At 68.8% G+C, this 12,765-nt stretch carries 12 protein-coding genes and 1 pseudogene; 8 read left to right on the top strand and 5 right to left on the bottom strand.

From position 1 onward, the window contains the following. Positions 1–84: 84 nt before the first annotated feature. The 4 genes and pseudogenes from ASC60_RS03210 to ASC60_RS43940 all read left to right on the top strand — a co-directional run. Complete coding sequence (locus tag ASC60_RS03210) at positions 85–681, top strand: sigma-70 family RNA polymerase sigma factor (protein WP_050799946.1); 597 nt, start codon at positions 85–87, stop codon at positions 679–681. Continuing rightward, complete coding sequence (locus tag ASC60_RS03205) at positions 678–1,493, top strand: zf-HC2 domain-containing protein (RefSeq protein ID WP_055546396.1); 816 nt, start codon at positions 678–680, stop codon at positions 1,491–1,493. The genes ASC60_RS03210 and ASC60_RS03205 overlap by 4 nt, the downstream gene beginning before the upstream one ends. Positions 1,494–1,635: 142 nt before the next feature. Next, positions 1,636–2,190, top strand: a complete 555-nt coding sequence (locus ASC60_RS03200) for an RNA polymerase sigma factor (RefSeq protein ID WP_107096967.1) — start codon at positions 1,636–1,638, stop codon at positions 2,188–2,190. Further along, positions 2,187–2,330: pseudogene (locus ASC60_RS43940) on the top strand (zf-HC2 domain-containing protein); the annotation flags it as partial. The gene ASC60_RS03200 and the pseudogene ASC60_RS43940, both read left to right, overlap by 4 nt. 37 nt (positions 2,331–2,367) lie before the next feature. On the opposite strand, the gene ASC60_RS03195 reads toward ASC60_RS43940, so the two are convergent. The 5 genes from ASC60_RS03195 to ASC60_RS03175 all read right to left on the bottom strand — a co-directional run bounded on the left by ASC60_RS03195 (position 2,368) and on the right by ASC60_RS03175 (position 7,422). Then, positions 2,368–3,054 (bottom strand): signal peptidase II, encoded by a 687-nt coding sequence (locus ASC60_RS03195; protein WP_055546394.1) that lies wholly within the window; start codon positions 3,052–3,054, stop codon positions 2,368–2,370. A 245-nt stretch (positions 3,055–3,299) separates the two neighbouring features. Then, positions 3,300–4,586: a glycoside hydrolase family 5 protein gene (locus ASC60_RS03190; RefSeq protein WP_199830851.1), complete on the bottom strand. Its 1,287-nt coding sequence runs from the start codon at positions 4,584–4,586 to the stop codon at positions 3,300–3,302. Beyond that, positions 4,583–4,930 (bottom strand): response regulator transcription factor, encoded by a 348-nt coding sequence (locus ASC60_RS03185; protein ID WP_055546392.1) that lies wholly within the window; start codon positions 4,928–4,930, stop codon positions 4,583–4,585. The genes ASC60_RS03190 and ASC60_RS03185 overlap by 4 nt, the downstream gene beginning before the upstream one ends. Before the next feature lie 293 nt (positions 4,931–5,223). Continuing rightward, positions 5,224–6,297 carry a glycoside hydrolase family 6 protein gene (locus ASC60_RS03180; RefSeq protein WP_055546390.1) on the bottom strand — a complete coding sequence of 358 codons (1,074 nt, stop codon included), beginning with the start codon at positions 6,295–6,297 and terminating at the stop codon, positions 5,224–5,226. Between the two features lie 15 nt (positions 6,298–6,312). Continuing rightward, entirely contained in the window at positions 6,313–7,422 is a 1,110-nt protein-coding gene (locus ASC60_RS03175; protein ID WP_234356755.1) for a S8 family serine peptidase, read from the bottom strand. 398 nt (positions 7,423–7,820) lie between these two features. Between ASC60_RS03175 and ASC60_RS03170 the strand changes: the two genes are divergently transcribed. Genes ASC60_RS03170 through ASC60_RS03155 form a run of 4 tightly spaced genes read left to right on the top strand, consistent with a single transcriptional unit; the run spans position 7,821 to position 12,725 of the window. After that, entirely contained in the window at positions 7,821–8,264 is a 444-nt protein-coding gene (locus ASC60_RS03170; RefSeq protein WP_234356754.1) for a GtrA family protein, read from the top strand. Further along, a complete protein-coding gene (locus ASC60_RS03165) occupies positions 8,261–9,556 on the top strand; it encodes a glycosyltransferase (protein WP_079038121.1) in 1,296 nt (431 codons plus the stop codon). The genes ASC60_RS03170 and ASC60_RS03165 overlap by 4 nt, the downstream gene beginning before the upstream one ends. Beyond that, entirely contained in the window at positions 9,546–11,255 is a 1,710-nt protein-coding gene (locus ASC60_RS03160; RefSeq protein WP_234356753.1) for a glycosyltransferase family 39 protein, read from the top strand. The genes ASC60_RS03165 and ASC60_RS03160 overlap by 11 nt, the downstream gene beginning before the upstream one ends. Positions 11,256–11,279: 24 nt before the next feature. Then, the gene (locus ASC60_RS03155) at positions 11,280–12,725 is read left to right on the top strand and encodes a hypothetical protein (RefSeq protein ID WP_234356752.1); all 1,446 of its coding nucleotides are present in this window, start codon (positions 11,280–11,282) and stop codon (positions 12,723–12,725) included. Positions 12,726–12,765: the final 40 nt, after the last annotated feature.

Genomic DNA, 12,765 nt, shown 5'->3' with positions numbered 1-12,765 from the left:
GCCCCCTCCCGTCCGTACGAAGGGAGGAAGAGGCCGACATGGCCACCCAACCCCCCCGGGGCACAGACCGGGAGTCGTCAGTTGATGTTGTCCAACTCAGGTCCTGTCCTGGAGGTTCTGGTGCACGACGACGCCGCCGTGGCCGATGAGCGTCCGTCCAGATCGCAGCGCGGTACACCGGACGAGCAACTCATGCGTGCGCTCTACCAGGAGCACGCCGGACCGTTGCTCGCGTTCGTACTGCGCCTGGTCGCGGGCGATCGCCATCGCGCGGAGGACGTCGTGCAGGAGACCCTGGTCCGCGCCTGGCGGAATGCGGACCAGCTGTCCCGGGCCACCGGCTCCATCCGGCCCTGGCTGGTCACGGTCGCGCGGCGCATCGTCATCGACGGGCACCGCAGCAGGCAGGCCAGGCCTCAGGAGGTCGACCCCTCTCCACTGGAGCTGATGCCTGCGGAGGACGAGATCGACCGGGCACTACGACTGATGACACTGTCCGACGCGATGCACGACCTCAGCGACGCCCATCGCGAGGTGCTCGTCGAGACCTACTTCAAGGGCCGTACGGTCAACGAGGCGGCGGAAACGCTCGGCATACCCAGCGGGACGGTTCGGTCCCGGGTCTTCTACGCGCTGCGCTCCATGAAGCTCGCGCTTGAGGAGAGAGGAGTGACGGCATGACAGCGCAGGCGCACCACGCGGGACACGACGCCGTTGGCGCGTATGTGCTCGGCGTGCTCGACGAGGCGGACGCCACCTATTTCGAGGAGCATCTGGCCGGTTGTGACCAGTGTGGACGGCAGCTCGACGAGCTGACCGGACTGGAACCCCTGCTGGCGGACCTCGCGGCGGACATCCCCGGCATCCATGGGGCGCCCGGCCGGACCGCGATCACGGGCCACACCCCGCACGCGTTCACCGCCACCCCGACCGCCATCGACACCCTGACCGCAAAGCCCGGCCCCGCCCTGCTGAACCGCATGGTCGGCGAGGTCGCCGCGGCCCGCAGCAAGCGCAAGCGGCGCGGCCTGTACCTGGTCGCGGCGGCGGCCGCCCTGATCGTCGGCGGACCGCTCGGCACGATGGCCGCCACCTCGGGCTCCGACTCCAAGGCGCCCGTCGCGGCGAGCCCGACCGACAGCGCGCTCTTCGCCAAGATGCCGATGAAGATGGAGGGCACCGACCCGACCACCAAGGTGTCGGCGGCGGTCGCGCTGCAGGACAAGATGTGGGGCGTCGACGCCGTACTGCGGCTGAAGAACGTCAAGGGCCCGCTCAACTGCAGCCTCGTCGCGATCTCCAAGGACGGTCATGAGCAGACCATGATGACCTGGGCCGTGCCCAAGTGGGGCTACGGGATCGAGAACAGCACCGAGGAGATCGCGAAGAAGCCGCTGTGGGCACACGGCGGAGCGGGCATGAAGAGCGACGACATCGATCGCTTCGAGGTCCGCACGAGCGATGGCAAGCGGCTGGTCTCCGTCAAGGCGTAACCAGCCCTGCCCGAACAGCCCCGCCGGCCGCCGTGTCACCCGGATCGCCGACCACCCCGTGCGACGCCGTGAGCGAGATGTTACACAGAGTGTGATATGTCGCTTTCGCGTCCCCGGGGGGTCCGGATCCGAGGAGGCACACGTGGCTGACCCGGACGCCCATCAGCAACGCATGTTCACCCAGTACGTGCTGCCCGAGATCGAGGTGCTGCTGCGCGTGGCGATGTCTCTGACCGCTCAGCGCGCCGACGCCGAAGATCTCGTGCAGGACACGTTACTACGGGCGTACCGGGCAGTCGGCCGTTTTGACGGGAGACATCCACGGGCCTGGCTGCTGACGATCATGCGGCACGCGGAGGTGAGCCGGCGCCGCCAGCGTCGGCCCCGCCTGCTGGACGACCCGGACACCGAGCTGGAACGGCTCTCCCCGGCCCGCGACGCCACCCCGGAGGAACTGGTGGTGGACACCGCGTTCGACGAGGCCGTGGACGCCGCGTTCACCGCACTGCCGCTCCGTGACCAGCAGGTCGTACGGCTGGTCCATGTGGACGGGCTGTCGTACGCGGAGGCGGCGCAGGTGCTGGACGTCCCCAAGGGCACGGTGATGAGCAGGCTGCACCGGGCCCGGAGGCGGATCCGGAACCAGCTGCTGGCCGCGGGGCGCACCGGACGGGAACCCGAGCGAGGTGAGGCATGAGCCGATGGACATGGTGGCGCGACACCGAGCGGCGCCGGACGAGAGAGTGCCCGGTGGGCGCGCCGATGCTCCAGTCGTACCTCGACGGCGAACTGGACGCGCCGGACGCGAGCCGGGTACGGGCCCATGTGGCGGAGTGCCACGCTTGCGCCCGTGAGCTGTCCCTCTACCAGCGCGTCACCAGCGCGCTGGCCTCCCGGGGGGTGACCGACGAAGCGGCGCTGGCGCGGCTGAAGGAGTTCGCGGCCTCGATCGCGGAGCGGGAGAACACCCGGGAGCCGGGGGCGGACCCGGGTCCGGGGCCGGGGTCGGGGCCGGGGTCGGGGTCGGGGTCGGGGCCGAGCGCGGTGCGCAAGTCCGGAGGCTGACGCGGGGCCGCCGCGCGGCGGAGCACAGCAGTACGGCCGCGGTGAGCAGGGTCCCGGTGACGAGGGCGACATCGGCCAGGTTGAACACCGGGCCGCGCCCCGCCACCGTGATCCAGTCGACCACGGCGCCGCGCAGCGGGCCCGGCGCCCGCACCACCCGGTCGGCGCCGTTGCCGACCGAGCCCCCGGCGATCAGCGCCATGCCGCAGGCCAGGCCCCGGCCGTGGGCTCGCAGCCCCGCGCACACGGCGGCCAGGGTGGCGACCGCGCCGGTGAGAGTGATCATGGTGATCAGCGCCGGGCGGCCGTTCCCCAGCCCGAAGGCCACGCCCGCGTTGTGCACCAGCACCGCGCGGAACGGTCCCAGCCGGGCCTGTGGCCCCCAGGTACCGCTCCAGGCGGCCACCGCGAGCGCCTTGCTCACCTGGTCGGCCGCGATCACCATGAGCGCGGCCAGCGGAAAGAGCAGCCGGCCGGTGTGCTGGTGGGGGTTCATGGGCGGCCTCCCTGGATGCCGGGGCCGGTCCGTGGCACGGGCCGGGCCCGGGAGGGAAACCCGGCGGGAGCGCGTCCCGCTTCCCTCCATCCGTGACTTTCCCGGCTTTCGGCACTTTTCCGGGCCTTCCAGGCCCTACAGGTCTTACAGGCCTTCCAGGGCGCGGACACGACGGAGGGCCCGCAGGCGGCTGCCTGCGGGCCCTCGCTGTCACTTCACCGTGCTCGGCCGATGGCCGGAAGGGGTCACTCCGACGTCTTCCCCTTCGGCTGCAGCAGAGGCATCTGGTAGTCGGACAGCATCTTCATCTTGTTCTTGTCGATCGTCTTCCAGTCCTTGTTCAGCACACCGCCGGTGTCCCCCGAGTCCGGGTTCCAGGTCCAGTAGGTGTAGCTGATGCCGTTCTTCTTCAGGTAGTCCATCAGGGCGTTCTGCCAGATGGCCTCGGTGCTGTTGCCCGCGGTCTTGCGGCCGCCGAACTCACCCAGCAGCACCGGAGCGATGTTCTGCTGCTTGATGTAGGCCCAGTGCTTCTTCCAGATGGCGGGCATGTTCTTCGGGAAGTCCTTCGCCTGGAACCAGTTCTGGTTGAAGACGCCCGGACCGTAGTCGTGGGCCGAGTAGACGACCTTGTTGCCCTCGTCCAGCTTCACCGGGTACTTCTTCACACCCTGGAGGTCGCCGCCCCACCAGAACTGCTCGTTCTTGTGGCGGTCGGTGCCCTCGACGAAGATCAGCCAGTTCTTGTTGACCTTGTGGATCGCGTTACCGGCCTTGGTGGCCGCCAGGCGCCAGTCGGTCTTCGGGTTGCCGTCGCCCCAGGTGGCCTGGCCACGCGGCTCATTGTGCAGGTCGGCGCCGATCACCCGGTCGTTGTTCTTGTAGCGCTCGGCCAGCTTGACCCAGTCGCCCAGCCACTTCTTCTCGGTGAGGTTCTGGGAGTACCACAGCTCACTCTGGCCGTACTGGTCCGGGCGGTGCTGGTCCAGGATCACCATCATGCCCCGGTCGGTGGCACCCTTGACGATCTTGTCCATGATCTGCTGGCCGGTGAGGCCCTTCAGGTCGGGGTTCTTCTTGAAGTCGATCCCGTTGGGCTTGCTCTTGGCGTCGAACATCTCGTTCGAGTAGGGGAAGCGGATGGTGTTGAACCCCTGCTTCGCCATCTGGTCCAGCATGGACTCCCAGCTGCGGGCCCACAGGCCGTGCGGCGCGAAGGTGCCGGTCTCGGAACCGAACCAGTTCACACCGGTCAGGACGACCTTGTGGCCCTGCGAGTCCACGATGTCACCCTTCTTGGTGGACAGCGGGAACTTCACCTGCGAACCGGCGGGCTTGCCCGCGGCGACCGAGGACGAGGAGCCCGAGTCGTCGGAGTTCATGGTGAACGCCGTGACGGTGCCACCCACGGCAGCGACAGCGACGACGGCCGCGGCGATACCCATACGCAGACGGCGGGAGCGCGGAGCGCGCTTCGTCTCGGTGGTCTCGGGGTTGGTCGGGACGTTGTTCTGGTCCATGGGGGAATTCATTCGGTGATACTCCTGAGGAATTCGCGTATTTCGGTCTTGAGGATGCTGGGGGTATTCGTCGGAGATTCCAGGCATTCCATTTGGGGGTCGGATACGGCGGTCAGCCGGACAATCCGCGCCTGTGGGAGGAGGTCGCCGATGAGGCGGTCAAGACCCTGGTCCTTCCAGCCGGGCCCGTCCACATCGATCAGCACCACATCCGGTTGCGCCGCTCGGGCCAGAGAAATTGCCTCCCGGGCCGATCCGGCAATTCCGGACAACTCCAGTCCCGGCTCCTCGATCACGAGATCAGCGAGAGCACTCAGCACTTGGGTGTGGTGCTCCACGACGAGAACTCTTTGCATCGATGGAGCTCCTTCGGGCTTTTTTGTCCTGTCGCTCACCGACATTAGAAAAACCCGGGGCTCGAAACACCGTACGCACGACCGAAATCTGGATACCTCAATTGCAGGAATTCAGGGCACGCCAAACGGCCGAATTCCGACTACCTCAGTTGAGGTAGCGAAATTCGGCCGTTTTATATGGGTTATGTCCGTTTCGCGGAGGTGGTGGAGGGTGCGCGAGGGAGCGTGCGAGGGCACACGAAGGGGCCCCGCGGAGGTCCGCGGGGCCCCTGGGGATGCCTACCGGGCGAGGATCAGCCGGTCAGCCGGTACGCGTAGCCGGGGAGGAAGACACCCGCACCGGCCGCGCAGCCGTCCGCCTGCCCCGGTTGCTTGATCCACAGGAAGGCGTCGATCCCGGGGATCCCGGTGGCCGCCGTGGGGGTCCGGCCCAGTCTGCGGCCCGGCGGATCGCAGAACTGGTGCTTGGAGGTGGGCCCCGCCCCGTTGCGGCTGGTGTCGACCACGACCCCCAGCCGGGGGAGGCGCAGCTCGCGCAGCACGGTCAGGCCGTAGCGCACCTCGTCGCCGGTGGCGTTGAAGTTGGAGACGTTGACCGCGATGCCGTCCCCGTACCGGTCGATACCGGCGCGCCGCAGCCGCCCGGCCATGGTGCGCGCGGGCTGCCAGCCGGAGTTCCCGGCGTCGTAGTAGACCCGGGCGCGCGGGGCCCGCGCCTTGAGCGTCCGGGCCGCGTACGCGAGGGCGGCGAACCGCTCCGCACGCTGCCGCTTGCGCAGACAGCCCACGTGGGCGAGGGCGTCCGGTTCGAGGACGACCAGGGCGGGCCGGTCACCGACGCCCCGGGTGAACGCGTCGATCCAGCGCCGGTAGGCGACGCCCGCGTCGCCGCTGCCGCCGGAGCTGTACTGCGCGCAGTCCCGCTGCGGGATGGCGTACGCGACCAGGACCGGCAGCCGCCGCTGGGCCGCGGCCGTGCCGACCAGGCCCCGGACCCGGTCCTCGACCAGCGACTCGTTGGTCTCGGTGAACCAGGCGGCCTGCGGCTGGTCGGCGATGCGCCCGCGGATGGCCGCCGCCCGCCGGTCGCGCGGATGGGCGCGCACCCAGGACGCGGCGGGGTTGTGCGGGTCGGTGTAGAAGCGGGTCGTCGCGGGATAGAACGGCTTGGCCACGGAGAGTGAGGGCCTGTGGGAAGGGGTGGCCGCGGGCCGCAGCAGCGTGCGCACCGTGGTGACGGCCATCACGACCTCGGCCACCAGCACCATGACCAGCAACTGGGCCATGCCGCGGCTCAGCCATGAGGCACGGCGCGACCGCGCCGGCGGGCGGGCCCGGTCGGCGCGGTCGCGCGGTTCGGTGAACATCGCCACCTCCGCCGGTCAGCTGTGGTGGGAGTCGCCGGGCGGCGGGCGGCGGCGGCTGATGAGCACCACGGCCAGCACCGCGAGCACGACCAGCACCCCGGCCACCACTCCTATCGTGACCAGGGCGGATTCATCCCCCGCCGCATGGGAGGCGGCGGCCGGTTCGGTGCGGTGCGGGGAGGGGGCCGCGGTGGGCTCGGCGGAGGGCGGCGGCGCGGCCCGGTCCGCGAGCGCCCTGGCGGGGGCGATCACCCCGTAGCCGTAGCGCGGATCGTGGCCCGCCGAGCCCTTCCGGTCGGCCGTGTCGATCAGCTTCCGGACGATCTGCCGGGAGTTCCAGCGGGGGTGCTCCGAGCGCAGCAGCGCCGCTCCGGCGGCGACCCAGGGCGCGGCGTAGCCGGTGCCGTCGCCGGTCCAGTAGTCGTTGTTGCCCGCCGTGGTGAGGATGGCGACTCCGGGCGCGGCGAGGGTGATGCCCCTGCCGTGGTGGGACGAGGTCCACACGGCGCCCTTCTTGTCGGTGGCCACGACGGCGACCACCCCGGGGAGGGCGGCCGGGTAGGTGGGCCGGTTGCCGTCCTTGCCGTTGTCCCCGGCGCCCGCCACGACCACGGCGTCCTGGGTCGCGGCGTACTTCACCGCGGACTTCAGGGCGGGGCTGGGGTGCTTGAAGGACACGGCCACATGGATGATGTGCGCGCCGTGGCTCGCCGCGTGGCGGATGGCCCGGGCGGTGGCCTCGGCCTGGGGCTTTCCGTTGCGGTACACCCCGAGCGGCATGACCCGGGCCCGGGGCGCGAGCCCGTACACCCCGTCGCCGCGGTAATTGCGGCCGGTGCCCGCGATGATGCCCGCGGCGTGGGTGCCCTGCTCGTCCGCGTTTGCGTCGTCCCGGGTGACGGGGCTGCCGCCGCCCGCGAAATCCTTTCCGGCGGCGACCCGCCCGCGCAGATCCGGATGAGTCGCGTCCACCCCGGTGCCGACGACCGCGACGGTCACTCCGGCACCCTTGCTGAATTTCCACGCGCGCTCCGCCTTGAGCGCGGTGAGCGCCCATTCGGAATCGTGCAACGCACCGCTGCCGGAATCACTCGCCGCGGCCGGCGTGGCCAGTGCGAGGGTCATCGCTGCGATGACCACTCCGGCCCGGCCGGCGCATGGATGGCGTGACATCACGTGACCTGACATTACGTCACCTACTCTCATCACACGGGACGCAAGGCCGTCGGGCCCCTTTCATCTTGGGCAGCCCCCGGAAGTACTGACACCCGCGGGCGAGGGATCCGCCCTTCCCCTCTTCGGGGGAAAGGCCCGGGGCCGGAGAGGCGGCGCTCCCCGAAATGGGGGAGGAAAGAGGTCCGCCGAAGGTGCACTCACCGCTCCCCCGAGCGCGGGTACTACCTCCTTTGCGGGTGACGCACTCTGGGACTCGACGGCGATAAGAGCCTCCTGTCGAGGGAGTCGCGATGCAGCGTTTCCGAACGTTCAGTGAGCGCACCGGAGAGCCGGGCGATCGAGCGGACGTGACCACCCACCGGCGAAACGGGAGCCCTGTCCGGATCGGTTCACCGCGGCGGAGGACGGCGGGTCTGCCCGGTCTGGCGCTGCGGTTCGCGGTGGTCGGCGGGGGCGGTGTGCTGGTGAATTCGGCAGCGCTCTTCGCGCTCTACCACTGGGTGGGACTACCGCTTCTGGTGGCGTCCGGCATCGCGGTGGAACTGGCCGTGGTCCACAACTATCTGCTCAACGACCGGTGGACCTTCGCCCTGCGCACGCCGTCGACCGGACGTTTCGTCAAATTCAACATATCCGTGCTGGGCGGACTCGCGATCAACGTCGTGCTCGTCTGGTCTCTGGTGCACGCCGGAATGCATCTCCTGCTGGCGAATTGCCTCGGCATCGCCGCCGCGTTCGCGGTCAACTTCGTGTGCAGTACCGGCTGGGTGTGGGGGAGGCGAAGCCGATGATGATCCCGATCGTCTATCTGGTGCTGGTGTCGGTCTCGGTGCTGCTCACCGTGCAGTCGAGCCACGTCCTGTACCTCATGCTCTACACCTGGGACCGGGCGGACGCCGAGCGGAAGGCCCGGGCGCCGGAGACCTTCATTCCGCCGCGGCTCTCCTTCAGCGTGCTGCTGCCCGCCCGGCATGAGGAAGACGTCATCCAGTCCACGATCGAGCGGGTGGTGCGCGCCGATTATCCGGCCGAATTGCTGGAGGTCTTCGTGATCTGCTCACAGGACGACGACGGCACCGTGAAAAAGGCCGAGGAGAAGATCGACCAGCTGGCCCGGGAAGGGCTGCACAACGTGCGGGTCGTGGTCTTCGACGACGGGCCGATCAACAAGCCGCACGGGCTCAACACCGCCCTGCCGCAGACCGCCAACCAGGTCGTGACCATCTTCGACGCCGAGGACGACATCCACCCGAAGATATTCCGGCTCGTCAACACCGTGATGGTGAAGGAGCGGGTCCGGGTGGTGCAGGCGGGCGTCCAGCTCATGAACTACCAGTCCAACTGGTATTCCACGCTGAACGTCCTGGAGTACTTCTTCTGGTTCAAGAGCCGGCTGCACTACCACGCCCACCACGGCTCCATCCCGCTCGGCGGCAACACCGTCTTCTTCTCCCGCGAGCTGCTGCTGAAGCTCGGCGGCTGGGACGACCGCAACCTCACCGAGGACGCGGACATGGGCCTGCGGATCTCGGCCATGGGCGAGCGGGTGCGCGTGGTCTACGACGACCGGTATGTGACCAAGGAGGAGACCCCGCCCACCCTCGGCCACTTCATCCGGCAGCGCACCCGCTGGAGCCAGGGCTTCATGCAGACCCTGAAGAAGGGCACCTGGAAGAAGATGCCGACGCGCAAACAGCGCTGGCTGGCCTTCTACGTGCTGGTGTTCCCGCGTGGGCAGGCGCTGCTCGGCCTCTATCTGCCGCTCTCGCTCGGCATGATCCTGATCCTCAAGGTGCCGGTGCTGATCGCGCTCTGCTCGTATCTGCCCGTACTGCTGCTGGTCGCGCACTTCCTGGTGCAGATGGTCGGCCTGTACGAGTTCACCGACGCCCATGGGCTCGAAGCCTCGCCGAAGGCCGTCGTCCGGATGGCGATCGCCTGGTTCCCGTTCCAGATGGTCCTCGCGTACGCCGCGCTGCGGGCCATGCGGCGGCAGCTGGCCGGCCGCCACGACTGGGAGAAGACACAGCACGTGGGCGCCCACCGGGGCCCGACCGAGGAGGCGGAGTCGCGTGTCGCATGACCCCGTGCCCCACCGGGCACCCTCGAACCCGGTCACCGTCGACCAGGACCGGGCCGCCCCGCAGCGGCCCCCCGCGCGGCGCCGCCGCCGGTTCTCCGTGGAGCGCGGCTGGTTCCCGCCGCTGGGGAACGCCGGGCGGATCGCCCTGGTGCTCTCCCTGCTGACCGGAGCGCTCACCCACGGCTACCACCTGTTCCGCTACCCCCTCTACCTCACCGACGAGGGCATCTACATGCAGCGGGCCTGGTCGCTGGTGCGCGAGACCAGCCTGTCCCCCTACACCTACGACTACGACCACGCCCCGGCGGGCTGGATCACGCTGGCCGGCTGGGTCTTCCCGCTGCCGAAGCAGTTCGAGACGTTCGGCAACGCGATCAACACCGGTCGCTTCCTGATGCTGCTGGTGCATGTCGCGAGCGTCTATCTGCTGTTCGAGGTCACCCGGCGGCTGTCGGGCAGCACGCTGGCCGCCACCATCGCCGCGTTCTTCTTCAACGTCTCGCCGATCGCGGTCTACTACCAGCGCCAGGTGCTGCTGGACAACCTGATGATGTTCTGGCTGCTGCTGAGCCTGTTCGCGCTGCTGCGCCGGGAGACCACCATCAGATCGGTGTTCGGCGGCGGTCTGGCCCTGGGGCTCGCGCTGATCACCAAGGAAAACGCGATCTTCTTCGTGCCGAGCTTCGTCTATCTGCTCTACCGGCGGATCAAGGGGTCGGCGAGCCACCGGTTCCTCCGGACGCTCTGGCCGTTCGCCGCGGCGGCTCCGATCGGCGCCTATGTGACGTACGCGCTGCTCAAGAACGAGCTGCTGCCGAGCAGTTTCGACTTCGACCTGAACAACCCGCCCGCGGACCACGTCTCGCTGCTCTACACCCTGTGGTGGCAGCTCAACCGCAGCCAGGGCAATCTGCTCAGCCACAACGGGCTGCTGTACACGAGCTGGCTGATGCGCGACTCGTTCATGCTGATCACCGGGTTCGGCGCGATGCTGCTGTGCCTGTGGTGGGGGCTGCGGGACCGGCAGCGCAACCTGGGCTACCTGATCGTCGGCACCCTGGCCTTCGGCTACACCTTCTATCTGCTGCGCGGCAGTGTGGTGCTGGACTTCTACGTCACCCCGCTGATCCCCATGTTCGCGATCAGCATCGGGATGGCAGCGGACCGGCTGCTGAAGGCCTCGTTCAAAAGCCGTTTCATGCGCCAGGCGCATTCGATGGTCCGGGTCGCCGTGCCCTCGCTGGTCGTGGTCGTCCTGCTGATATCACCGTCCTCCGGATATCTGGTGCACACCAATACCGAGGGCCATGTGCAGATCGCCGACCAGTACCAGTCGAAGCTGAATCTCACCAAAATGCAGCATGATCAGATCGCCTGGATACGCAAACACGTGCCATCAAATTCACGCATCATCATGGACGACGACCTATGGGGAGAGCTGCACGATGTGCGCCCGTTCTATCCCTATGCGCATTCGCACTGGAACGCCTCGTCCGACCCCGATGTGCGCGACAAGCTGTTCAAAAAGAGATGGCAGAACATCGACTACATCATCTTGTCGAACAAGATGCGCAAGTCGATGGCGACAAACAACGCCGACGGCCGCGAAAACTGGATCCTACGGGCCCTGCAGAATTCCGACCGGGTCTGGGCGGACGTCCAGGGCAACATCAAGCTCGAAATCTACCGGGTGCAATAGCCGCGGGAAGAGGAGGTGAAGGCCATGCCTGAGTACGACGACTGGGATGTTCCGGAGGACAGGGATGTTCCCGAGTACGAGGAGGAATCCCCGGCCGGGAACGACCCGGGCGACAAGCCCAAGAAGAAGCTCACCTGGAAGACGGTCCTGCTCGCTCTCGTGGTCTTCGCGATCGTCGGATCGCTCGTGCAGGTGATCGCGCGCGGTGGCTTCGGTGGCGCCCTCGACACCACCGGCAACGGAGGCGGCGGAGCCCCGAAGAAGGGGCATCCGCACGAGCGGCAGGAGATACGGCCGCCCAAGCAGCCCAAGACCATCAAGCTGGGCAACCAGCGCGTCCCGCAGGCGTCCGGCCCGATCATCGTGCTCAACCCGGGCCTGGTGACCCCCGGCGGCAAGGCGACGGTCGAGGGCGGCGGCTTCGGCAAGAAGTCCACCGTGGACCTGCTGCTCAAGGCCCGGGCGTCGGACACCAAGGGGCGGGCCATCGGCAGCGTCCGCACCGACCGCTACGGCTCGATCTACGCCCGGTTCACCGTGCCCGAGTCCAACAGCGGCCGGCCCGCCACCCTCGTCGCCCAGCAGCGCGGCAGCGCCAACGCGGCCGAGGCCAAGGTGATCACCGGCGGCGCGGTCGGCACCGCGCGGATCAACAAGCTGGTCGGCCGGCCGGGCGACACCGTCTCGGTCAGCGCCCACGGCTTCCGGCCCGGCGAGTCGATCGACGTGTTCTGGGGACGGACCACCGGCGTCCCCGTCACCACGCTGCGCACCGACAGCGGCGGCAGCGTGGGCCGCGCGGACATCAAGGTCGGGGTGGCCCCGACCGGCAACAGCACGCTGGTGCTGGTGGGCAAGCGCAGCAAGACCACGGCCACCGCCCCCTTCCAGATGCTGGCCATGTACCCGTCGATGAAGTCCAAGCCGTACGCGCTCAAGGCCGGTCAGCGGATCACGCTGTCCGCCAACAAGTTCGCGCCCGGCGAGCGGGTGCTGGTCTACATCAACCGCAACAGCGGGCTGCCCGCCTTCACCGCCCAGGCGAACGCCATGGGCCAGATCCGCGACGTGGCGTTCAACGTGCCGTTCGGGCTCAAGGGCCGGCAGACGCTGATGGCGATCGGCGACCAGAGCCGGGCCGTGGTGCGCTCGGGGTTCACGGTGCTGCCGTACACCCCGTCCGCCGAGCCCAGCGCCTTCGGCGGCCGGGCGGGCACCACGCTGAGCTTCTACGTCGCGGGCTTCGCCCCGGGCGAGACGGTGACCGCGTACGCCGGGTCCGGCTCCACCGGACAGCGGAAGATCGCGACCTTCCAGGTCGACAGCCGCGGCAAGGCGTCGGCTGTGGGCTCGTACCGGATCACCCCGGCCGACGAGAACGGCGTCGCCTTCCAGCTCGTCGGCCAGAAGAGCGGCGGCATCGCCAAGGCGAGCATCAACATGTCCTCGGGCCACGGACAGAACGATTAGGTACGCCGGTGACGCCGGTGACGCCGGCGAAGACGCCCGA

The organism is Streptomyces sp. NBRC 110028, from assembly GCF_001417735.1.
GTDB lineage: Bacteria > Actinomycetota > Actinomycetes > Streptomycetales > Streptomycetaceae > Streptomyces.
This window is presented reverse-complemented; position numbering and strand designations above follow the sequence as displayed.

Coding starts and splice junctions, on each gene's coding strand:
- ASC60_RS03185 (WP_055546392.1), bottom strand. CDS start 4,930: ATGCAAAGAGTTCTCGTCGTGGAGCACCACACCCAAGTGCTGAGTGCT.
- ASC60_RS03210 (WP_050799946.1), top strand. CDS start 85: ATGTTGTCCAACTCAGGTCCTGTCCTGGAGGTTCTGGTGCACGACGAC.
- ASC60_RS03155 (WP_234356752.1), top strand. CDS start 11,280: ATGCCTGAGTACGACGACTGGGATGTTCCGGAGGACAGGGATGTTCCC.
- ASC60_RS03175 (WP_234356755.1), bottom strand. CDS start 7,422: ATGACCCTCGCACTGGCCACGCCGGCCGCGGCGAGTGATTCCGGCAGC.
- ASC60_RS03165 (WP_079038121.1), top strand. CDS start 8,261: ATGATGATCCCGATCGTCTATCTGGTGCTGGTGTCGGTCTCGGTGCTG.
- ASC60_RS03190 (WP_199830851.1), bottom strand. CDS start 4,586: ATGAATTCCCCCATGGACCAGAACAACGTCCCGACCAACCCCGAGACC.
- ASC60_RS03205 (WP_055546396.1), top strand. CDS start 678: ATGACAGCGCAGGCGCACCACGCGGGACACGACGCCGTTGGCGCGTAT.
- ASC60_RS03180 (WP_055546390.1), bottom strand. CDS start 6,297: ATGTTCACCGAACCGCGCGACCGCGCCGACCGGGCCCGCCCGCCGGCG.
- ASC60_RS03195 (WP_055546394.1), bottom strand. CDS start 3,054: ATGAACCCCCACCAGCACACCGGCCGGCTGCTCTTTCCGCTGGCCGCG.